The following is a 21,575-nucleotide window of genomic DNA, read 5'->3' on the forward strand; positions in this document are numbered from 1 at the left end:
GGCGCACTGATCAGATTTCTTGATTGGGCGCCGATTTTTTATTGTCCACCGCTTGTCAAGAGGGACCCGGCATTCCCCCGGAATCGATCGTGCGCGATAATAGGGACGAACATCCGCCATTACCGCGCACGATCCGGCTCAGCCGAGCATGAACTCGCGGGGGTCCAGCGCCCGCCCCACCACCCGGACGTCACCGAGCCAGCCGTGGAACGCCTGCTCGACGATCGAGTCGTAGGCGTAGGCGCCGATCAACCACGAGCCGCCGGGGTTCGCGATCCCTGCGGCCGGCGTCTTCGGATTCCGCAGCACCGGGCAGCCGTCGACGTAGAGCGTCGTCCGCCTGCCGTCGTTGACGGCCGCGACGTGGATCCATTCCTCCAGCGTCAGTTCGTGCCCCCAGCAGGTCGAGATCCCGTTCTGGTTCACCGGGAACACCGCCCACTGGAACGCGGCACCGTCCGAAAGGGACAGTGTCGCCGACGGCTCGCCGGGATCGTCGCCGGTCTTGCCCGCCTTGCCGCCGGAGCCCTGCCTGCCGAAGATCGCGGCCCAGGCGTGCTTTCCGTCCTTGAAATCCGCGGGCAGTTTGACGAACGCCTCGACGGTGTAGCCGCGCGCGAACGTCTCCGCGTTCATCGGCGCGGAGTCCGCCGTGCGCAGATATCCGCCGCGAGCCGGTTTCTTGCCGCCCTCGAACCGCAGGCTCGACCTCGACGGCTGCCGTCCGGAGAACTCACCGGAGAACCGCAGTGACTCGGGCGCGCTGCCGGGCAGGGTCACCCGGACCAGGTCGTTGCCGCGACCCGAAAGGTCTCGAACCCCGTCCACGGGCGCGCCCTCGCGGCCCTCGAACCGCCAATAGGCCACGGTCCCGCGGATCAGCTGCCGTTCGGCTGGCCGCGCGGGCGGGACCGGGACCGGCGCGAACCCGGCGAACCTCGACTCGAAGTCGATCTCCAGGCTGAAGTAGTCCGCCGGGCCGGTGCGTTCGATCTCCTGCCGTTGCAGCTCGTTCAGCCGCGGCGCCTGGTCCGCCAGCCACGGCGAGACGGTGCGGACGTCGATCACGTTGCGCGCGAGGTCGAAGCGGTAGAGCCGGATCATCGCGCTGCCGCCGTAGTAGCGGTCCTGGTAGTTCGTGATGTGCAGGTGGACGTCGTGGCCCGCCTTGTTCTGCTTCACCGTGCGGCCCGGCGGCCAGTAGTGCCCGTTGAGCGTCAGGAAGATCTGGTCGTTCCCGGCGATCAGCTCGTCCCAGACCTTCTGCCCGAACTCCGAGAACCGCGCCTGCCCGGCCTCGTCGGCCCATACCAATTCATGGATGGTCAGAATGGCCGGGAGCCGCGGATTCCGCGCGAGCACCGAGCGTGCCCACTCCAGCCCGCCCGCCGACGGCCGCCAGTCGAGCGCGAGCAGCAGCCACTCGCGTCCGCCCGCGCGGAAGACGTGGTGGCTGTTGTAGCCGTCCGGGCTCGCGCCGCGGAAGGTCCGCGAACCCCGCTGCCGGTGCGGCCCGAACGCGTCCAGGTACGGCGTACGGCCGCGCTGGTCGTCGGTCGAGGACTTGATGTCGTGGTTGCCCGCCAGCGTGCTGTACGGGAACCGGCGCCGGTCCAGGTGCTGGAACGAACGGCTGATCTGCTCGAACTCGCCGGGCTGCCCGTTTTCGGTGAGGTCGCCGAGATGCGCCAGGAAGACGATGTTCTCGTCGCCGCCGGTGACGTACCGCAGGGTGGCGTCCAACGGCGCGGGGTCACCGCGGTCGGCGTCGAAGAGGTACTGGGTGTCGGGCAGCACCGCGAGGGTGAAGCGGCCGTCTTCGAGGTCCGGGCCGTGATGGCCGAAGGTCGCCGAAGCGGTGGGAGCACCTAGCGCGGGTAACGCGGAGACCGCCGCACCGGCGCCGAGCAGGCCCGCGCCGCGCAGGAAGGTCCGTCTGGATGAGTCGTTCACGGCCGCAACCTACGGTCGCGGAGGCAACGCGTCCCGAACCGCGGGTGAACACTTGCCCCGCTCGGTAGCTTCGTCCCATGGGGAACGTCAAACGCTGGCCCGTGCTCGCCGGGGTCGGTGTGGTGGTGGCCGCGGCAGGCTGGTGGATCGTGGACGAGATGCCGTCGGTGGACGCCGCCGTCGCGCGGGACGCGCTGCCCGGAATCGACGAGCATCTGCGCGCGCTCGCCGGTTCCAGGGACGCGGGAATCCGCTGGGTGTGCACGCAGAAGGTGATCGAGACCAGGCCGGACGGCGACGTCGTCAAGATCGGCCTGGTAGCGAGCTGTGACGAGGTCACGAAAGAGGGTGACGGACTCGTCACGCACGGCGGATTCCGGCGGCAGCCGATGGTCTACCGCGTGGAGCGGACGCCCGGCGGGTACCGCGTGCTCGACCGGCGGGTCGCGGAGGACGGGGCGGGCTACTCGCCTTCGGTCAAGGAGATGTTCTCGTGGGTCGGCGCCCGCCGGGTGCTCGGCGGCGCGAGCCCGGAAGACCCGAAGTCCGTGTCCGCCGCCGCGTTCGGCCTGCCCGTAAGCACCCCGGTGCGGACCGGCCGCTGATCAGTCGCCGTTGCGGTCGATCTTCTTCGGCACCACGAGCCACATGACGACGAACAGCACCGCCGTCACCACGCCGAGGATCGTCATCGCGATCGGGCCGAAGACGACCTTGGCGATGAGCGCGACGGTCGTGGTGATGGCGGCCGCCAGACAGCCGAGCCCGACCAGGACCGAACGGTTGCCGACGGTGAGGATCCGCTCACGGTTCCCGGTGCGGAACAGCAGCCGGTGCCACGCGGCGGGCGCCGTCAGCAGCACCGTCGAACAGACCGTGAGCAGGACCGCCGTCAGGTGGACGGATTTCTCGAACCCGCTCGCACCGTGGAACTCGTCGGTGAACACCACCGTGAGCAGGAAACCGAAGAGGATCTGGACACCGGCCTGCGCGACCCGCAGCTCCTGAAGGAGCTCACTGACGTTGCGGGTCAGGCGTTCGTTCTTCGTTTCGCCGGTGTGCTCGACCATTCAGCGGCTCCAGGACCATCGGTTGACGCCTGACCTTTTCGTGCCAGCCGAGCGACGTCACTGACACGACCACCACGGCGAGGCCCAGCCACTGAGTACCCGACAAATCGGCGTTCAAGCACAATACGCCGATGACGGCGGCGGTGACGGGGAACGCCAGCTCGGCCAGCGTCGCCCTGGCCGCGGGCGTCGACCGCAGGCCCACGTAGTACAGGCTCAGCGCCAGCAGGCCGGGGACCAGCGCGAGCAGGGCGAGCCCGAGCGCGTTGTCCCAGCCGACCGCGAACTGGCCGCCCTGGTACGCCACGATTCCCGCCGAGACCGGGAGCCCGACGGTGAAGCGCAGCGTGGTGACCTCCTTCGGCGCGAGTTCGGTGGACAGCATTCGGCCGAGCACCGTGCCCGCCGCCCACAACGCGGCCGCCCCGACCGCCAGCAACGCCGCCTTCGCCGCGGAGACCTGGATGTTCAGCGGATCTTTGAAGGCCAGCAGCCAGGCGCCGAGCAGCGCCGGGATCGCGAACAGGGCGTACCCGGGGCGGACCCGCTCACGGAGCACGAAATACGCCGCCAGCACGGCGAACACCGGCTGGAGCTTCTGCAGCACCAACGGCGTCACGGGGTCGCCCAGTTTGAAGGCCGCGGTGAACATCGCCGTCGCGAGCGCGGAAGACCCGCCGCCGATGGCGAGCACGGCCAGCCATTCCCGCGGGCCGGTCCGGCGCAGCGCCCGGATGGCGCCGGGGATCAACGGGCTCAGCACGAGCACCACCAGCAAGTGCTCCCAGAAGACGACCGTGGCCGCCGGAAGCGCCTCGGCGAGCGGAAGGCGCAAAAGCCCGTCGGTACCCCAAAGCGCGGCTGCGACCGCGACCAGCCAGGTGCGATCCGGAGGGTTACTGCTCACGTGTCCTTCCATCCATGCCCCCGCCACCGCCCTCAACGGACGCGCTGGCGCGCGCATTCTGCTCATAGTTCGAGAATGATCGCCCGACCGAGTGACCACCCTGGCGTGTCCGATTCGTGCGGACTAGGCAAGGGGCATGCGCCCCGTCCCCGCACTCTCGCTTGTCCTGTCCGCGGCCGCACTGGCCCTGACCGCCGGCGCCGGACCGGCCACCGCCGTCCCCGGCTCCCGCGTCCACGTGATCACCGCCAAGAGCGGTCTCACGAGCTACAAACCCGAACTGGTGCCGCCCGGCGCCCGCGCGCACGTCTTCGGGTTGACGTCCAAGCACCTCGGCACCTCGACCGCGATCCTCGTGACCGGCCTGCTGCCGAACCGCGAATACGGCGCCCACGCGCACACGAAGCCGTGCGGTGCCACCGGTGATCTCGCCGGGCCGCACTACCAGAACGTCGAAGACCCGGTGAAGCCGTCCGTGGATCCGGCCTACGCCAACCCCCACAACGAGATCTGGCTCGACCTCACCACCGACGCCACCGGCCGCGGCGCCGCCGTGTCCAAAGTGGACTGGACTTTCACCGACCGGCGGGCGAACTCCATCGTGATCCACGAAACGCATACCCACACCCACCCGGGCCACGCCGGGACCGCGGGGGCCCGGCTGGCCTGCGTGACCGTCGGTTTCTAGAAGCCCCAGGTACGTTCGGGCCGGATCCTGATCCGGACGCGGTACTCCCGATCGAATTTCGGGACGTCGTAGTCGATCGCCGGGTAGTGCTTCTCGTACTTGTCGAGGAAGCCGGGCTGCTCCGACGCGAGACCGTCCGGCAGGATCTCGGCCTTGCCGCCGATCACCAGGATCGAGCCCCCGTGCTCGTCGCTGTTGAAGTGGAGGCTGACCTCGGGGTTGGCCTCGATGTGCCTGGTCTTCGCCGTGTCCGGCTGGCTGAAGACGATGAAGTCGTCACCGTCGAGGACGAACCACACCGGGCGGGGCGAAGGGCGTCCCTTCGGGCTGATGGTGGTCAGCCAGGCGACGTTCTCCTTCGCCCGCTCGGCGAGCCGTGGGTCGGGTTGGTAGGTCATGAACCGACCAACCACGACCCGGCGGCTTTTCTTCCTCGTCCGCTCAGCGGGACGCGACGAGTTTCGCGTACCGCGACCCGGCGCCGAGCAGGACCAGGCCGGCGATGAGGAAGGCGGCGACCCTGGCCAGGCCGTCCAGCGCGGCGAGGTCGAACAGCACCAGCTTCAGCACCGCCGCGCCGACCAGCACGAAGCCGATCACCCGCAGGTTGACCGCGGAGATGCCGCGGACCAGCAGCACCAGCGCGGCGACCGTCCAGGACACCGTGATCACCACGTGGCCGACCAGGAACCCCGAGCGGCCGGGAACGACCAGCATCGCGCCGCACAGCACCATCGCGCCCGCGCCGTAGAGCCCGCAGACCCCGGCGAAGAGCCACGGCACCACGTTCTCCGCCGCGGCCTTGAACAGCCCGAGCCGGTGCGCGACCCACGGAAGCGTGATCGAGACGGCCAGGATCGCGAGGGCCACCAGGAAGGCGGCGGCGAGGTCGGCGTCCGGACGGTTCCGGATCAGGAAGAAGAGCGTCGGCGGGACGTCGAAGACCAGCGCGATCATGCCGCCCATGACGGCGAAGCCGAGCCCGCCGAAGAGCGCCACGTGCTTCTTCGTCCACAGCGCGACCAGCGCCAGCAAGATCCCTTCGCCGATGAGGATCGCCGAACGGGCACTGCCGTCGAACAGCGTCATCGTGGTCTGAAGGGCCGCGACCAGGCCGGCGGCGCCCGCGAGGTCGCCCGTCCAGCCGTCGAGCCACTGCCCGGCCGCCCACACCGCGAGCAGCACCAGTGCGACGGACGCCGTGACGAGCACGGCCGGGGTCTTCGGCAGGAACAGGGCGGCGAGCAGCGAAGGCGCGGGGGCGAAGGCGAGCAGGACGAGCGCGGCGGCGTCCCCCGGCCGCTGGGCGGTGACGATCAGTGCCAGCGCGAGTCCCACGCCTCCCACGGCCAGCGCGGCGGCGGTGTTGGCCGTGCTGCCGCCGAGACCGGTGAACGCCGTGCTGAAGACCGACGCGACCAGCGGCGGGATCCCGGCCGCGACCGCGACCGACGGCCACGACTGGCGCAACTGCACCGGCGTCGAAGCGACCTGGACCACGAGCAGGAACGCGACCAGTTGCGGAGTGAAACCCTGCGTGATGATCGGCGCGCAGACCACACTGCCGAGCACGACCGCCGTCGCGAGCAGCGCCGACTTCCACCGCACGGCCAGCAGCAACCCGCCGACCGCGATCAGGAGCCCGAGCGTGAGACCGGCGTAGGCCGGGAGGTACTCGTACATCGTCGTCGCGGCGATGGCGTCGAGGTACAGCGCGCCGATGCCGGTGGCGGCGAGCGCGAAGGCGCCCGTGCGGCCCGTCGGCGTGCGGTGCAGGCGAAGCCCGATCCCGACCAGCGCCGCGCCCAGCACGGCGCCGCCGATCACCCGCGGCAACGGGCCGAACCAGCCGCGCTGGATCGCGAGCACGAGGAACAGCACGATGCCGAGCAACGTCACCGCGCCGCCGATCCAGGCCAGCAGCCTGCTGCCGGCGCCTTCCTTGCCCAGCTTCTCGGCGAGCGACACCTTCGGGGCGGGCTGATACGGGCGGTAGGGCTGCTGCGGCTGCTGATACTGCTGGCGGTACCGCTGCTGTTGCTGCCACTGCGCGTACTGGGCCTGCTGGTATTGCTGCTGGTAGTGGGCGTACTGCGGGTGCTGCTGGTAGTGGGGGTGGGGGTACGGCTGCTGCGGGATCTGCTGGGCCTGGGGCTGCGGCTGCTGGGCCTCGGGCTGCTCGGCTTGCGGCTGCTGGGCCTGCTGGGGCACCTGCTGCTGCGCGGGCTCGGCCTGCTGCGGCTGCTCGGCCTGCTCAGGCGCCTCTTCGTGCTTCGGCTCCGCCGCGGACTGGACGGTCCGCAGCTCCGTGCCGACCCGCGCGAGGCGGGCCCCAAGGTCGTCGATCTCCCCGGCGAGCCTGAGGAGCACATCCCCATCGGTGGTCATGACGATCAGCATGCGGCCTGAAGAGCCCCGAGGGATCCGTAGCACTACTCAATCGTGATGACGATGTGGTCGCGACCTGCAAGATCATCGCGATCTGGCCCACACCCGGAGTGCTCGTAGCCAGTCGGCATTCCTACTGGGGGACTTGCCCGCCTACGTGGATCCGCCGACGCGCCCGCCGCTGATCTGCCGCGTTGCGCTGCCGCAACGAGACGGCCTTTTTCATCCCATCTCAGGAGATGTCTAGGCCGCTCTTGACGCTTGCGTCTAGCCCTGCCTAGACATACGCTGTGAGACGACGAGAGGTCATAAAGAAGATCGCTGTCGCCGCCAGGCGGCAACGCGCGGCGTGGATCCTGGAAAGGGAAGGCGCCAACCACACCATCTACACCTTGAACGGTGTGGTGGTACCGATCCCGCGCCACACCGAACTGGGCGAGATCTTCGCCGTCGACATCTTCAAGGAATGCGAGGGCGTCCTCGGGAAAGGATGGTGGAGGAAGTGAAGACCTACCACGCCGAAGTCACTCGCGATGGAAGGTTCTGGCTCATCCGCGTCCGCGAGCTCGACCGCTCGACCCAGGCTCTCCGCTACAAGGACGTCGTGACGATGGCCAGCGAGCTCATCGAAATCATGGACGGTGTCGGAAACGACGAGTATGACCTGCACCTCGAGGTGCACCTGCCGAGTTCCGTGAAGGACCACCAAGCTCGCGCCGAAGTCCTGCGTGAAGAGGCCCAACGCAAGCAGGCCGAAGCGGCCGCGGAACACCGCGCAGCAGTTCAGGAACTGCTCGCCCTCGGAGTCTCACAACGCGAAGCGGGCGAAGTGCTCGGCATGTCGTTCCAACGAGTCAGCCAGTTGGCGAAGTCGTCCTGACGAACCCTGCTACTTGAACACTCGGCCACTGTGTGGCTTTTGGGACATCTGACGTCCCAAAATCCACACAGTCACGGCACGGCTCACCGACGGAACCGGGCGAAGGCGGATCGCTCCTCACGCCGCAGGCGAGCCTGTCCACCAGCCCACCTGCGAGTGACAGACACCACAGGCGACAATGGAGGACGTGACAGCCACCCTGAGCAAGCCCAGCCTGAAGATCGGCCCCTACGAGGTCGATCCGCCGGTCGTGCTCGCTCCCATGGCGGGCATCACGAACGTCGCGTTCCGGCAGCTGTGCCAGGAGTACGGCGCCGGCATCTACGTCTGCGAGATGATCACGGCCCGCGCGGTGGTCGAGCGCCACCCCGGCACGATGCACATGATGACCTTCGGCGAGAACGAAAAGCCCAGGTCCATGCAGCTTTACGGGGTCGACCCCAAGACGATGGCCGAGGCCGTCCGCATCATCACCGGCGAGGGGCTCGCCGACCACATCGACAGCAACTTCGGCTGCCCGGTGGCGAAGGTGACGCGCAAGGGCGGCGGCGCGGCGTTGCCGTTCAAGCGCAAGCTGTTCGCCGACATCGTGCGCGAGTCGGCGAAGGCCGCGGCCGAGGCAGGGGTGCCGTTCACGGTCAAGTTCCGGGTGGGTATCGACGACGACCACCTGACCTACCTCGACGCCGGGCGGATCGCCGAGGCGGAGGGCGCGGCGGCGGTCAGCCTGCACGCGCGCACCGCCGCGCAGCGCTACTCCGGGCAGGCCGACTGGACGAAGATCGCGGCGCTCAAGGAAGCGGTCACCAGTATCCCGGTGCTCGGCAACGGCGACATCTTCTCCGCCGAGGACGCGTTGCGCATGGTCGACGAGACCGGCTGCGACGGTGTCGTCGTCGGTCGCGGTTGCCTGGGCAGGCCGTGGCTGTTCGGCGAGCTGGAAGCCGCCTTCGCCGGCCGCCCGCAGCCGACGCCGCCGAACCTCGGCGAAGTCGCGAAGGTGCTGCGCCGCCACACGGAACTGCTCGTCGAGCACGACGGCCACGACAAGGCCATGCGCGACATCCGCAAGCACATGGCTTGGTACTTCATGGGTTTCCCGGTCGGCTCCGAACTTCGCCGCGGTTTCGCGATGCTGTCCAGCATGGACGAACTCGACGATCTCATCGCCAAGCTCGACCACGACGCCCCATTCCCCAGCGCCGCCACCGGGCCGCGCGGGCGGCAGGGTTCGCCTGGCAAGGTCACGCTGCCGCACGGCTGGCTCGACGACCCGGACGACGACTGCGTGCCCGAGGCCGAGGACATGCACTCGGGCGGCTGAATCGTCCGCCTCCGGACGCGGCCTCCCGATAAGCTGCCCTATGGCGCGCAAGCAGTCCACCGGAGCCGCGAAGGAAATCAACGACCAGTTCCTTGCCGAGTATTCATACCGGCCGCCGAAATGGTGGCATCGATACCCTCGGTTCACCTCGACGGAGCTGGCCGTCAGCCACCTCGTCCTCGGCGAAGAGAACCCGCTCTTGGACGATTCCGGAGAGTTCGCGGCGGCCTGGAAGAAGAAGAGCGGGCTCCGCACACATCAGGACTCGATTTCCCGATGGAGTGCTCACGGCTACCAGTACGGCACGGTGCTCTGGATCGGTGCGGTGACACTGGCCCTCGTCGGCACCGCACGTCCGAACTGGCTCGGCGGACTACCCGCGCAATTGCCGGCCTACTCGGTGTTCCTTTGCGGCCTGTTGACTTTCTGGGCGAAGAAGATGCGGCCGGAACGACGCTTCTATCGCTTCGTGACGAAGGCGGAAAAGGCCGCCAATATCCCTCTTCACGCCGCACTCAACACCTACCCGGTGCGCTGCATGAACTACTCGGGCAGAGCGGCAAGACTACTCTTTCTGCATATTCAGGGAGGGCGGCGGACCTGGGTGACACCGCCGACCGTGGCGGACCGCGCGCTGGAGTTCACGTACCCCTTGATCAACGTCGTACTGGACGGCGCTCCCTTGTCAGTTCCTCAAGCTCACCGCCTGTCTGGTCGCGCTCGGCCGGGAGGATCTGATCCCCCGCCTCCGCCGGCTGGCGGCGGCGCACGGCGGTGTGCCGATGCGCACCGAAGACGACGATGCCGAGATCCCCGAGCGTGACGTTCTCTTCCTCGACCCGATGCGTAACCACCACCGCTGGGCGGTCGTCAAGGACTTCTATTATCCGCTGTCGTCCTGGCTCAGTTTGGCCATCGCCGGAGCGGCTTTGCTCATCAGCCTGCGCCGGTGAGCACGCCACCGGGGTCGGTAGTCTCGGCGTCGTGATCGAGCAGCTGAGCATTCCCACCGCGGCCGGTTCCTTCGACGCCATCGCGGCAGGCCCCGAAGACGGCCGCCCCGTCCTGCTGCTGCACGGCTTTCCCGAGGCCGCGGTGGAATGGGAGCACCAGGTCGCGACGCTCGGCGTCCTCGGCTATCGCGCGGTGGCCCCGGATCAGCGCGGCTACTCCCCGGACGTCCGGCCGGAACAGGCGTCGGAGTACGGGATCGACGACCTCGTCGGCGACGTCATCGCGATCGCGGATCGCCTGGGATGGAACGAATTCGACCTTGTCGGACACGACTGGGGCGGCGCTGTCGCGTGGTGGACGGCCGACGCGCATCCCGGCAGGCTCCGCAGTCTCGCCGTGATTTCGACGCCGCATCCGGCGGCGCTGGCGGAAGCCATGAAGACCGACGAGGACCAGCATCTCCGGTCGGCGTACATGACCGAATGGCGGCAGACCCGCGTCACCGAACGGCGAATGCTCGAGAACAACGCCGACGCGCTGCGCCGCATCTTCGACTGGAAGGTGTCGCCGAGCAAGGTCGACGAGTACGTCCGGCGCCTGTCCGAACCGGGCGCGCTGACCGCCGCGCTCAACTGGTACCGAGCCGGCCGCCCCGGCGGCAAGATCGGCCCGATCGACGTGCCGACGCTCTACATCTGGAGCACCGAGGACGCCGCCTTCGGCTCGACGGCCGCGCTCGACACCGCGAACCGGGTCACCGGCCCGTACCGCTTCGAGATGATCCAGGACGTCTCCCACTGGGTGGTGGAAGAGGCACCCGAAGCCGTCACTTCTTTGCTCGTGGAGCACCTTTCCTCCCACTAACAGGGGTAACTCTGGTCGCGGTACCGGTTACAGTGAGCCTGCTGGTTCAGTGGGCCCGGTGAACAACATGACCGAAGTGGACACCGAACGCATCGTCTACGTCACCGAGGACGGCGAGCCGACCGGCGAGACCGCGCCCAAACTGGCCGCCCACCACGAGCACACCCGGCTGCACCTGGCGTTCTCCTGCTATCTGCTGCGCGGCAGCGACCAGGCCCTGCTGATCACCAGCCGCGCCGCCACCAAGAAGGTGTGGCCGCGGGTGTGGACCAACAGTGTGTGCGGGCATCCCGCACCGGGCGAACCGATCGAGGAGGCCGTCCGGCGCCGGGCCGCCTTCGAGCTCGGCTTGCCCCGGCTGAACGGGCTCAGGTGCGTCCTCCCGTCCTATCGCTACTCGACGCCGCCGTTCGAAGGCGTGGTCGAGAACGAGTTCTGCCCGGTCTTCGTCGCCTGGGTCGACGAAGATCCGGAACCGCATCCGGACGAGGTCGGCGACTGGCGCTGGCTGAGCTGGAATGATTACGCACTGTTGCTGAATGACGATGTGACTGACGTGAGTTACTGGGCGAAAGATCAGTTTCCGCAGCTCAAAGACGCGGAGCCGTTTTCGTCCTTACAGAACGGCACTCCGGTGCGTGACAATGGCGCCGAACCGTCGTCCTCTTGAGCGATATTCGCTTTGGCCCGTACTCATACCTCAAGAGATCCCTCCTATACGACGAAAACCAATTCGTGGCGGAGGTGAGCGTGGCAGCCGACGACGAGGCCGCGCTCCCATCGGGCGCGCCGACCACCGATCTGCTCACCCTGCACGAGTCGATCGCGCGAGTTCTCGCTACGCAGGGTGATTGGCGCCGCGCGTACCACCACCTCAAATCCGCTTTGGACCTCGCCAGGGCAGGCAGCCTGCGGGACACCCTGACGTCCAGTTACAACCGTCGCTACCTCGATCAGTGGCTGCACGGCCCGGCCGTCGACCACCGCGGCCCGCCCGGCGTCGCGATCGCCCTGGTCGACCTCGACCTGTTCAAGGACGTCAACGACACTTTCGGACATCTGGTCGGCGACCGCGTGCTCCGGGAAGTGGCCGACCTCCTGCAGCAGGGCCTCCCGCCGGAGGCGTTCTGCGCCCGCTACGGCGGCGAGGAGTTCGCGCTCGTCATTCCTGACGTCGACGCCGCCCGCGCCGTGCGCATCGCCGACACCGCCCGTATCCGGGTGGCCCGCCATCCGTGGCGCCGGATCCGCCCCGGCCTCTCCGTGACGATCAGCGTGGGACTCGCGCACGAAAGCCGCGCGGAACCGGATATCGCGGCGGAACCGGAACGGCAGTTGCGCAGCGCCGACGCTTTGTTGTATATGGCGAAACGGGCCGGGCGAAACAAAGTGGCCTATCAGGACGAAGAATCGTCACGGACGATTCCGCAGCCGATGAACGCGGCCGAGTCCGCCGGCGCCTAGCGCGACTCACCACACACTCGCCGGCCACCCACACAGTCACGCGTCGCACTCTGTGTAGTGGTTTCACACCTTTTAACGCAGCTTTAACCACGACCGCTCACCCGATCGCATGGACCGTTCGGCGCTTCTCGGTACCTTGAGTGAAGAAAATTCCGGGATGGTTGTCGTCACGAACCCGAGGTGTCCGTACGATAACGAAAGAGCTTCGACGAGTCGTGAAAGGAGACCGAGTGCCCGACGAGCACCACAACCCGGGGACCGGTCGCCACAGTCACACCGACAGAAGCGACGGCGAGCGCGGCCGCAGGGGTCGGCGCCGCTCGATGGACACCCACGGCGGCATCAGCGTTTCCGACGTCGTCGCACGTCACACCGGTGAACGCCCGGTCTTCGACCCCACCGCCGATGCGCCCGCTCCACGCCGCCTCCGGCAGAGCGAACCGGCGCCCGAGCCTCCGAGACCCGGTGCGCGCGCCGCCCGGTCGGAGCCGCCCGCGCCGCGTCGCCCGCGTCCGGCCGCTCCCGTCGAAAACCCGGCGCCCGCGCCTCGCGCGGCCAAACCCGCCACGCCACGGGCGCAGATGCCACCGCGGAACCCGCAACCTGCCGAGACCCCGCGTCCGCCTCGCGCGCGCCAGCCGCGCCGCACTTCACAGGCCGCGCCCAGCCCCGAAGCGCCGACGCAGCGCCGTCCGCCGCTGGTGAACCCGGGCGCGCAGCAGCAGCCCGCGGCACCGCCGTCCCCGCGTCGTCCCCGCCGCCCGGTGCAGCGGCCGGTACCGGTCCCGCCGAGGTCCGAGATGGACCGGCTCACGATGACCGACGAGCTCGAGGCGATCGACGACGCGACGATCATCAAGCGCAAGATCGACCACACGCTGGCCCGGTTCTCCGCCGCGCACGACGAACTCGAGGCCGAAGAGGCCAAGAAACGCGAGCGCCGCGAACGGTTCGCCGCCCGCCCCGCCGCGTTGCTGGAGCAGACCCGCACGGCGCTGCAGCGAGTGGTCACGACCACCGATTCCACGCCCGCGGAAGCCGCCGAGGAGCCTGCCCCGCAGACCCGTCTGCAGGAGAAGAAGGAACGCAAGACCAGGCAGACGGCCAAGGCGGGCCGGATCGCCGCCGCCGTGGTCGCCGCGCTCGTGTTCCTCTCCATCGGTTCGGCCTGGGGGGCCCAGACCTGGTTCGACGCGAAGTTCAACACCGTCGCTTCGCTCGACGAAGACTCGGCCGACATCCAGGACGCCGCGGGCCAGACCGGCGACGAGAACTTCCTGATGGTCGGCTCCGACTCCCGTGACGGCGCGGCCGCCGAAGACGGTGTCGGCGACGCCGACGGCACCCCGGGCGCCCGTTCGGACACGGTCATGATCGCGCACGTCCCCGCCGACCGGCAGCGTGTCGTCATGGTCTCCTTCCCGCGCGACCTGGAGATCAGCCGTCCCGAATGCAAGCGCTGGGACCCGGCGACGTCGTCGTACTCGGAAGAGTCCGCGCCGGCGCAGAAGATCGCGAAGCTGAACACCGCCTACGCGGTCGGCGGCCCGCAGTGCGTCACGAAGGTCATCCAGCAGATCACCGGCATGAAGATGAACCACTTCGTCGGGATCGACTTCAACGGCTTCAAATCCATGGTCGACGCCGTGCAGGGCGTCACCGTGTACAACGAGAAACCGGTCGACGACACCACACTCGGCATGATCATCCCGCAGGCGGGAGAGGTGCGGATCTCCGGCGACCAGGCGCTGAACTACGTCCGGGCGCGGCACGTCAAGGGCGACCCGACGTCGGACTACGGCCGGATCAAACGGCAGCAGGCCTTCCTCGGCGCGCTGCTGAAGACGGTGATGTCGAAGGACGTCATCCTGGATACCGGCAAGCTCAGCGGTTTCATCGACGCGTTCGCCAAGGCCACCTTCGGCGAGAACCTCGGCATCAAGCAGATGATGACGCTGGCGAAGTCGATGCGCGGGATGGACTCGGACAAGGTCAAGTTCCTCACCGTGCCCACCACCGAAGAGGCGAACAAGCGCGGTAACGAGGTGCTGGTCCAAAGCAGGGCGAAGGCCGTCTTCGACGCGCTGATCAACAACACCCCGCTGGAAGAGAAGGCGCCGGCGCCTCCCGCGGGCGAAACGGCGTCCGCTCCGACCAGCTCCGCCAAGTCCGGCGGCGCCAAGAAGAGCAGCAGCTCAGGCTGAGGATCATTCGTTAGTCCGGGTTCACGTCGGGTTCACTCTGGGATGCGGCTTTTGGCCCCTGTTCCCCGTAGGGTTGGGCCATGCGTGAGGCTTACCATGTCGAACTCGAACAGCTCGCCGAGAACCTAGCGAGCATGTCGCTCCAGGTCGCCGACGCGATGGAGCGGGCGACCCGGGCGTTGCTCGAGGTCGATCTCGGACTCGCCGAGCAGGTGATCAGCGACGACGCGAAGGTCGACGACGCGCGCGCCGAATGCGAGGAGCAGGCGTACGCGCTGCTGGCACTGCAGGCACCTGTCGCGACCGACCTGAGGACCGTCCTCGCCGCGATCCACGCGGCGGAGAGCCTGGAGCGGATGGGCGATCTGGCGCTGCACGTGGCCAAGGCCGCGCGCCGCCGTCACCCGGACCCCGTGCTGCCCGACGAGGTGAAGGCGGACTTCGCCAAGATGGGCGAGGTCGGCGTGAGCCTGGCCCGCCAGGTCGAGCAGGTCATCAAGTCCAAGGACGTCGAAGCCGCCCGCACGATCGAGTCGGACGACGACGAGGTCGACGAGATCCACAAGCACCTGTTCACGGTCATCATGGACCGGAACTGGGACCACGGTGTCGCCGCGGCCGTGGACGTCACCCTGCTGGGCCGCTTCTACGAGCGCTTCGCCGACCACGCCGTCTCGGTCGCGCGCCGGATGATCTTCGTGGTGACCGGCAAGATGCCCGGCTACGGACCCGACGAGCTGTAGTTTCTGTGCCGAAGGGGCCCTTCACCGCATCTCACGCGGTGAAGGGCCCCTTCGTCGTCTCACGGCCTCAACGCTCCCTGCGGCATGTCGCGAAAGCCACTTTCGGGACACCTGACGTCGCGAAAGTGGCTTTCGCGACACACGTCGGCGCCCACGAGCCGCCCGAGGCGCTACTGCCAGTGCGTCCGGTAGGCGAGCCAGCCCCGCATGGCGCCGGCGAGACGGCGCTGCGCCGCGCGGACGCCCGTCGTCGCGGGCGGTTCCGGCAGACGGGACGCTCGTTCGGCGTGCCCGGCCAGCGCGACACCGAACGCGGTGACCGCCCAGACCGGGACACCGGTCAGCACGGGGCGCCGCCGCAGCAGGCGGTCGACGTCGGCGGGTTCGTGCCCGGCGTCGAGCAGATACGGGACGAGCGCGACCAGATCGAGCCAGCCCGCGCCCCGCGCCGGGTAGCGCCAGTTGGTGACCAGCACCCTGCCCGGCCCGGTCCGCACCAGGCATTCGGGCTGGATGTCGTTGTGCAGCAACGTGTCCCCGGCCGACCAGGGATGCCAGGACGTCTCTAGCTGGACGAGCCGGTCGAGATTGCGGACGGCCCAGCCGTCGAGGTCGTCCGGCGGTTCCTTCGCGAGTTCGTGCCAGCCGCGCAGGAGCGGTCCGAGATCGTCGAGCGCGTCCGGGACGTCGGGCAGCGGACACGGCGTGAGCGTGCGTCCGAGCGCGCCGAAGGTGGCCAGTACCGCGGAGAGGTCCGGCGATCCCGGCCGCAGGTTCGGCCTGGTGCCGTCGAAGTCGGCGAACGCGAGTACCAGCCACTCTCCATCCACAAAGGACAGAAGCTTCGGGGTGGGCGCCTCCGGGGGGAGGCGTCGCGCGATGGAGGCCTCCGTCCGGTAGCCGCCCGCGCGCGGGCTGTCCGCCGGGATCGCCTTCAGGAAGACCCAGCGATGACCGCGGTCGAGTTCGAGCCGCGCGGCGACACCGCCGTCGAACTCCGGGGTCTGCCACAACGAGCGACGGACCACCGACCCGAGCTCACGCTCCACGGCGTCACGCGTCGCCGACGGCAGGTCATGCCAGCCGAGGCGTGCGGAAACCGGCAACGCCCTACCACCCCCAGCGATCTCTCCGAGAGGATCGACTCTACCGAAATCCACCCTTTCGGGTGACAACCGGTCAGGTCGGAACGGGCTTCACGTACCCGGCCCAGCGCTGGAACTCGCTGAACCCGACCCGCTCGTAGACACCGAGGGCACGGTGGGTGTTGTCCTGGTCGACGTTGAGCGAAGCCCGCTGGAAACCCTGGGCCTTCGCCTGCGTGAGCGCGTGCCCGAGCAGCGCGCCCGCGATCCCCCGCCCGCGAAGGCTCGCGTCGGTCGCGACGTGGCTGACGTACAGATCCTTCACGCCGGTGGCCGCCGTATCGGAGGCGAAGTGGGCGCTCAGCACCATCGCGACCACCTTGTCCCGCTCCGGACTCAGCAGCAGGAACGACAGATCCGGCTGGAAGTCCTTCGCGCCGACGATCAGATGCCGCCAAGCCTCCGGAGACTGCTCGGTGCTCCCCCAGTGGTCGGCGAAGGTCTCGTTACGGGACCGCAGCGTGAGGGCCTCGTACTTCTCCTCGTACGAGACGAGCGGGAACTCTTCGGGCAACGGTTTGACCGGCGGGATCGAAGCGAGGTCCGCCCGCATGTCGACGAACCACCGGGCGTGCTCGTACCCGGCGTCCACGAGTACCTCGGTAAGCCAGCGCTGTTTGGTGTTGGTCCCGGCGTGCAGCTCCAGCGGCACGTCCGGGTGGGACTTCGCGTGGAGCTTCTTGCCCGCCTCCTCGAACCAGCCGGTGAGGCGCGCGGCGATCGCGTCGTCGCGGTACGCGGGGTGGACGAGCGCCTCGACCCGCATCATGTGCACCGTATCCGCCGCGTCACGCTTGCGGAGCAGACCGTAGGCGACCAGGGTCTCGCCATCCCACGCGCTGGTGGACGCCGTCGGCAGGTCGACGGTCGGCGTACCGATCTCTTCGGCGAGATCCTCCGCGCTGTAGTGCTCCTCGATCGGCTCGACACGCTCCGCCTCGGCGAAGGTCTCGGCCAGTCGCGGCATGTCGTCCAAGGTCAGCGGGCGCCAGGTCAGGCTCATGCGGACGAGGCTAAGCCCGCGCCTCGGGGTGACGCACTTCATTTAGTTACGCTTCCGTGGTGCTCGTGCTCCTGCCCCCTTCCGAGACCAAGGCCGCCGGCGGCACCGGCGCGCCGCTGGATCTCGACGCGCTGTCGTTCCCGGAGCTGAACCCGACCCGGGCGAAACTGGCCGACGCGCTGACCGAGCTGGCCGCCGACGTCCCGGCCAGTGTCGCGGCGCTCGGCATCACGCCGCGGCAGGCCGACGAGGTCGCCCGCAACGCCGAGCTGTGGACCTCGCCCACGATGCCCGCGCTGCGCCGCTACACCGGGGTCCTCTACGACGCGCTCGACGTGAAGTCCTTCACCAAGGCGACGCTGGCGAAGGCGGAGAAGCGCCTCGCCGTCGCTTCGGCGCTGTTCGGCGTGGTCGCGGCGACCGACCCGATCCCCGCCTACCGGCTTTCGGGTGGCAACGCGCTGCCGTCGCTCGGCACCGTACGCAGCGTGTGGAAGCCGGTCCTCGAACCGGCGCTCCAGGCTGTCGAGGGGCTCGTCGTCGACCTGCGGTCCGGGACCTACTCGGCGCTGGCGAAGCTCCGCCAGGACGCGGTGACCGTGCGCGTCGTGACCGAGGACGCGAAGGGCAACCGGACCACGGTGAGCCACTTCAACAAGGCGTACAAGGGGAGGCTGGCCGCGGAGCTGGTGAAGTCGCGCAGCGAACCGTCCACTGTGGAGCAGCTGATGCGGGTCCTGACGAAGGCGGGCCTCGACGTCGAGCGCACCGGAGACCACAGTATCGAGCTGCTCACCGGCGACGCGGTGCATTAGTTCCGTACCCCTACGGGCTCCTTCCTCGGTTGTTCCGCCAGGTGCACATGCGGAAAGTGATTTCCAGCCACCTGGAAAGGAACCACCGTGAACAGAAGACAACGGCTACTGGGGATCACCACCGCCGCCCTCGGCTGCCTCTCGGTCCTCCTGCCCGCTCCGGCGGCCGCCGCGAACCTGCCCGCCGTCACCCCGACGGATCAAGCGGTCGTCCCCGGTGGACCGCACACGAACTCCATCGGCGGAACCCCCGCGTCGGTCAAGGACCACCCCTTCATCATCGCCGGCCTGCGCGAAGGTGGAACGCGTCCGCAGGGCCAGACGTGCACGGGTTCGGTCGTCGCGCCGCGCAAGATCCTGATCGCCGCGCACTGCAAGGACGCGGCGGGCGAGAAGTCCTTCCTCTACGGGCTGGACGACCTCAACTCCGGTGGCGGAACGCGGATCGGCGTCGTCAGCTACGTAAAGCACCCGAAATACGTCAACTTCGACCAGGGCTACGACGTCGCGGTGGTCACCACGGACGCCGACATCCCGGTGCCGGGCGGCCAGTACGCGAAGGTCGCGACGTCGGCCGACACGGACCTGAACCAGCCGGGCAAATCCGGGCTGGGGCTCGGTTACGGCAAGAAGGACCACAACGACGACACCCGCAACGTCGAACTGCACAAGTTCACCCTGCCGATCGTGCAGGGAAGCAACTGCAACGGCGTCGGCGCTGGCTTCAAAGACGCGACGATGATCTGCAGTGGTTACAGCGACGGCCGCGTCACGATCCTGCCGGGTGACAGCGGCGGGCCGCTCATCGTGGACGGCAAGATCGTCGGCGTCGCGTCCTGGAGCCGCAGCGATTTCAAGTGGTACAGCGTGTACGGCAGGCTCAACAACGAGATGGGCGACTGGGTCAAGCAGCAGATCGGCGAGCCGCAGAACCCGGAGACGTTCTCGCTCGGGGTGACGCCGTCGGCGCTCAAGGTCGAGCCGGGCAAGTACGTTTCGGCCACCGTGACCAGCAAGCCCGGCAAGAACGGCGCGGAAAAGGTCGAGCTCAGCGCTTCGGGACTTCCCGAGGGCGCGACGGCCACGTTCCAGCCCACGTCCATCACGTCGGGTGATTCGGCGAAGGTGACCATCGAGGTTCCCGCCGGGACGGCCGAAAAGAACTACGCCGTCACGATCTCGGGTAAGGGCACCACCGACACCGCGACCACGAACCTGACGCTGACCGTCGGCGACGGCGCGCCGCAACCCGGCGAGCTCAAGGTCGCCCTGAGCCCCACCAGCGGGACCGTCCAGCCCGGTTTCTTCAGCAACGTCACGGTTTCCGCCACCGGTGGCACGGGCGCGATCACGTTGTCGGCGTCCGGGCAGGGACTGCCGTTCGCACCGTTCTTCAACCCGAAGACGATCTCGAGTGGCGGCAGTTCGACCATGCAGGTGGTCGCGCCGTTCCAGCGCGGCACGTACCCGGTGACCGTCACCGCGACCGACTCGGCTGGCAAGACCGCCACGGCCACCTACACCCTGACCGTCCAGTAGCGAGTGTCATGAAAGGGTCGTTCAGGACATCGTTTGTCCTGAACGACCCTTTCATGACATTTCAGGACCGGGAAAGCACCGCCATCGCGGCATTGTGTCCAGGGATGCCGGAGACACCGCCGCCCCGCACGGCCCCGGCACCGCAGAGCAGCACCCGCTCGTGCGCCGTCTCGACACCCCAAAGCCCCACCTGAGCGGAATCCGCGGCATAAGGCCACGACAGATCTCGATGGAAGATGTGTCCCGCGGGCAGCCCCAATTCGGCTTCGAGGTCCAGCGGCGTCTTCGCCTCGACGCACAACCCGCCGTCCGGCGAACGCAGCACGCAGTCCTCGATCGGCTCGGCAAGCACACTGTCCAAAGAGGACAAGGTCGCCCGCAACGCCTCCTCGCGCGCGGCGTCGTTTCGTCCCTGGAACAGCCGCGCGGGCATGTGGAGCCCGAACAGCGTCAGCGTCTGCACCCCGGCGGACTGTTCGGCCGGGCCGAGGATCGACGGGTCGGTCAGCGAATGACAGTAGATCTCGCACGGCGGCAGCGACGGGATCCGGCCCGCCGACGCCTCGGCGTAGGCCGTCGCCAGCTGCTCGTAACTCTCGTTGACGTGGAACGTCCCGCCGAACGCCTCCCGCGGATCGACGCTCGCATCACGCAGCCGCGGCAACCGTGACAGCACCATGTTCACCTTGAGCTGCGCGCCTTCCGGTGCCTCCGGCGGCTCCTCCCCCAGCAGCCGCGCGAGCGTCCGCGGTGCGACATTGGACAGCACGTGCCCACCACGCGCGGCGAATTCGTCGTCACCGAGCCGGTAACGCACCGAGCCGCCCGGGTCGATCGACAACACTTCGGCGCCGGTCATCAGCCGGGCCCCGGCGGAAGACGCGGCCGACGCGAGCGCCCCGGTCACCGCGCCCATCCCGCCCACCGGCACGTCCCAGTCGCCGGTCTCGTTTCCGATCACGTGGTAGAGCAGGCACAGGTTCTGCCGGAAATCACCGGCTCCGGCGAAAGTGCCGATCAGCGCGTCGGTCAGCACGACACCGCGGACGGTGTCGTCGCCGAACATCCCGGTGATCGTTTCCGAGATCGGCCGTTCGAACAGCGCGTCCCATGCCTCCGGCTCGATGCCCGAGCGCAGCTCCTCCCTGGACACCAACGGTTCGGTCAGGGTGGGGAACGTCCTCTCCGCGACCTGGGCCGTCAGCGCGTAGAACCGCCGCCACGCCTCGAAGTCCTTTGTGGACCCGGTGAGCGCGGAGAACGACGCCGCCGTACGGCCGTCGTCGCCCGTGTCGACAAGGAGACCACGGGCACCGACGGGGGTGTACGAAGACATCCGCCGCCGCCGGAGTTCGAGACCGAGCCCCAGCTCGGCGATGATCTTGCGCGGCAGCAGGCTCACCAGGTACGAGTACCGCGACAGCCGCACGTCGACACCGGGAAAGGCACGGAAGGAGACCGCCGCCCCGCCGACCTCGTCGCGCCGTTCCAGCACCAGCACCGAGCGGCCGGCCCCGGCCAGGTAGGCCGCCGCCACCAGGCCGTTGTGCCCGCCACCGACGATCACGGCGTCATAGGACTCCATGCACCAGCCTCCCAGCGAAACGACGATGCGCCGCGGCCATCGTGACCGC

General features: G+C 68.7%; 22 protein-coding genes. 14 read left to right on the forward strand and 8 right to left on the reverse strand.

The features are described 5' to 3' along the window. Nucleotides 1-138: 138 nt before the first annotated feature. A complete protein-coding gene (locus tag ACFVM3_RS12510) occupies nucleotides 139-1,953 on the reverse strand; it encodes a LamG-like jellyroll fold domain-containing protein (RefSeq protein WP_378438131.1) in 1,815 nt (604 codons plus the stop codon). Nucleotides 1,954-2,030: 77 nt separating this feature from the next. Between ACFVM3_RS12510 and ACFVM3_RS12515 the strand changes: the two genes are divergently transcribed. Continuing rightward, a complete protein-coding gene (locus ACFVM3_RS12515) occupies nucleotides 2,031-2,558 on the forward strand; it encodes a hypothetical protein (protein WP_378438133.1) in 528 nt (175 codons plus the stop codon). Here ACFVM3_RS12515 and ACFVM3_RS12520 read toward each other — a convergent pair whose 3' ends face one another. Both ACFVM3_RS12520 and ACFVM3_RS12525 read right to left on the reverse strand, forming a co-directional pair. Further along, nucleotides 2,559-3,023 carry a DUF6328 family protein gene (locus tag ACFVM3_RS12520; protein ID WP_378438135.1) on the reverse strand — a complete coding sequence of 155 codons (465 nt, stop codon included), beginning with the start codon at nucleotides 3,021-3,023 and terminating at the stop codon, nucleotides 2,559-2,561. It lies immediately after the preceding gene. Beyond that, a complete protein-coding gene (locus ACFVM3_RS12525; protein WP_378438137.1) occupies nucleotides 2,968-3,942 on the reverse strand; it encodes a DMT family transporter in 975 nt (324 codons plus the stop codon). The genes ACFVM3_RS12520 and ACFVM3_RS12525 overlap by 56 nt, the downstream gene beginning before the upstream one ends. Before the next feature lie 124 nt (nucleotides 3,943-4,066). Between ACFVM3_RS12525 and ACFVM3_RS12530 the strand changes: the two genes are divergently transcribed. Beyond that, nucleotides 4,067-4,618, forward strand: coding sequence for a superoxide dismutase (locus ACFVM3_RS12530; RefSeq protein ID WP_378438138.1), 552 nt, complete (start codon nucleotides 4,067-4,069; stop codon nucleotides 4,616-4,618). On the opposite strand, the gene ACFVM3_RS12535 is transcribed toward ACFVM3_RS12530, so the two are convergent. Further along, on the reverse strand, nucleotides 4,615-5,016 hold the full coding sequence (locus ACFVM3_RS12535) for a TIGR03667 family PPOX class F420-dependent oxidoreductase (RefSeq protein ID WP_378438140.1): 402 nt from the start codon (nucleotides 5,014-5,016) through the stop codon (nucleotides 4,615-4,617). The genes ACFVM3_RS12530 and ACFVM3_RS12535 overlap by 4 nt on opposite strands. Nucleotides 5,017-5,059: 43 nt before the next feature. Beyond that, nucleotides 5,060-7,018, reverse strand: coding sequence for a DUF2339 domain-containing protein (locus ACFVM3_RS12540; RefSeq protein WP_378438142.1), 1,959 nt, complete (start codon nucleotides 7,016-7,018; stop codon nucleotides 5,060-5,062). Between the two features lie 278 nt (nucleotides 7,019-7,296). Between ACFVM3_RS12540 and ACFVM3_RS12545 the strand changes: the two genes are divergently transcribed. The 10 genes from ACFVM3_RS12545 (at nucleotide 7,297) to phoU (ending at nucleotide 15,439) form a co-directional block, all read left to right on the forward strand. Beyond that, nucleotides 7,297-7,512 (forward strand): hypothetical protein, encoded by a 216-nt coding sequence (locus ACFVM3_RS12545; protein ID WP_378438144.1) that lies wholly within the window; start codon nucleotides 7,297-7,299, stop codon nucleotides 7,510-7,512. Further along, a complete protein-coding gene (locus tag ACFVM3_RS12550) occupies nucleotides 7,509-7,886 on the forward strand; it encodes a hypothetical protein (protein WP_378438145.1) in 378 nt (125 codons plus the stop codon). Before ACFVM3_RS12545 ends, ACFVM3_RS12550 begins: the two co-directional genes overlap by 4 nt. Nucleotides 7,887-8,064: 178 nt before the next feature. Continuing rightward, a complete protein-coding gene (gene dusB / locus ACFVM3_RS12555; RefSeq protein ID WP_034314478.1) occupies nucleotides 8,065-9,210 on the forward strand; it encodes a tRNA dihydrouridine synthase DusB in 1,146 nt (381 codons plus the stop codon). Between the two features lie 40 nt (nucleotides 9,211-9,250). Next, nucleotides 9,251-10,033: a hypothetical protein gene (locus tag ACFVM3_RS12560; protein ID WP_378438147.1), complete on the forward strand. Its 783-nt coding sequence runs from the start codon at nucleotides 9,251-9,253 to the stop codon at nucleotides 10,031-10,033. Beyond that, a complete protein-coding gene (locus tag ACFVM3_RS12565; RefSeq protein ID WP_378438149.1) occupies nucleotides 9,993-10,163 on the forward strand; it encodes a hypothetical protein in 171 nt (56 codons plus the stop codon). Before ACFVM3_RS12560 ends, ACFVM3_RS12565 begins: the two co-directional genes overlap by 41 nt. Nucleotides 10,164-10,194: 31 nt before the next feature. Then, nucleotides 10,195-11,028 (forward strand): alpha/beta fold hydrolase, encoded by an 834-nt coding sequence (locus ACFVM3_RS12570; RefSeq protein WP_378438150.1) that lies wholly within the window; start codon nucleotides 10,195-10,197, stop codon nucleotides 11,026-11,028. 67 nt (nucleotides 11,029-11,095) lie between these two features. After that, entirely contained in the window at nucleotides 11,096-11,698 is a 603-nt protein-coding gene (idi, locus tag ACFVM3_RS12575) for an isopentenyl-diphosphate Delta-isomerase (RefSeq protein WP_378438152.1), read from the forward strand. 65 nt (nucleotides 11,699-11,763) lie between these two features. Further along, nucleotides 11,764-12,492, forward strand: a complete 729-nt coding sequence (locus ACFVM3_RS12580) for a GGDEF domain-containing protein (RefSeq protein ID WP_378438154.1) — start codon at nucleotides 11,764-11,766, stop codon at nucleotides 12,490-12,492. An 800-nt stretch (nucleotides 12,493-13,292) separates the two neighbouring features. Then, complete coding sequence (locus ACFVM3_RS12585; RefSeq protein ID WP_378438203.1) at nucleotides 13,293-14,696, forward strand: LCP family protein; 1,404 nt, start codon at nucleotides 13,293-13,295, stop codon at nucleotides 14,694-14,696. Nucleotides 14,697-14,776: 80 nt separating this feature from the next. Beyond that, nucleotides 14,777-15,439 carry a phosphate signaling complex protein PhoU gene (gene phoU / locus ACFVM3_RS12590; protein WP_125679662.1) on the forward strand — a complete coding sequence of 221 codons (663 nt, stop codon included), beginning with the start codon at nucleotides 14,777-14,779 and terminating at the stop codon, nucleotides 15,437-15,439. Between the two features lie 170 nt (nucleotides 15,440-15,609). On the opposite strand, the gene ACFVM3_RS12595 is transcribed toward phoU, so the two are convergent. Both ACFVM3_RS12595 and ACFVM3_RS12600 read right to left on the reverse strand, forming a co-directional pair. Continuing rightward, nucleotides 15,610-16,545 carry an aminoglycoside phosphotransferase gene (locus ACFVM3_RS12595; protein WP_378438156.1) on the reverse strand — a complete coding sequence of 312 codons (936 nt, stop codon included), beginning with the start codon at nucleotides 16,543-16,545 and terminating at the stop codon, nucleotides 15,610-15,612. A 73-nt stretch (nucleotides 16,546-16,618) separates the two neighbouring features. Beyond that, nucleotides 16,619-17,587: a GNAT family N-acetyltransferase gene (locus ACFVM3_RS12600; protein ID WP_378438158.1), complete on the reverse strand. Its 969-nt coding sequence runs from the start codon at nucleotides 17,585-17,587 to the stop codon at nucleotides 16,619-16,621. Nucleotides 17,588-17,646: 59 nt separating this feature from the next. Here ACFVM3_RS12600 and yaaA point away from each other — a divergent pair, with 59 nt between their 5' ends. Together yaaA and ACFVM3_RS12610 are read left to right on the forward strand one after the other, a co-directional pair. Beyond that, nucleotides 17,647-18,402 (forward strand): peroxide stress protein YaaA, encoded by a 756-nt coding sequence (yaaA, locus tag ACFVM3_RS12605; RefSeq protein ID WP_378438160.1) that lies wholly within the window; start codon nucleotides 17,647-17,649, stop codon nucleotides 18,400-18,402. Nucleotides 18,403-18,489: 87 nt separating this feature from the next. Continuing rightward, on the forward strand, nucleotides 18,490-19,941 hold the full coding sequence (locus ACFVM3_RS12610; RefSeq protein WP_378438162.1) for a trypsin-like serine protease: 1,452 nt from the start codon (nucleotides 18,490-18,492) through the stop codon (nucleotides 19,939-19,941). A gap of 61 nt (nucleotides 19,942-20,002) precedes the next feature. Here the strand turns inward: ACFVM3_RS12610 and ACFVM3_RS12615 are convergent, their stop codons facing one another. Beyond that, complete coding sequence (locus ACFVM3_RS12615) at nucleotides 20,003-21,526, reverse strand: phytoene desaturase family protein (RefSeq protein ID WP_378438164.1); 1,524 nt, start codon at nucleotides 21,524-21,526, stop codon at nucleotides 20,003-20,005. Nucleotides 21,527-21,575: the final 49 nt, after the last annotated feature.

The sequence above is a fragment of the Amycolatopsis sp. NPDC057786 genome (assembly GCF_042797905.1).
Classification (GTDB): Bacteria; Actinomycetota; Actinomycetes; order Mycobacteriales; family Pseudonocardiaceae; genus Amycolatopsis.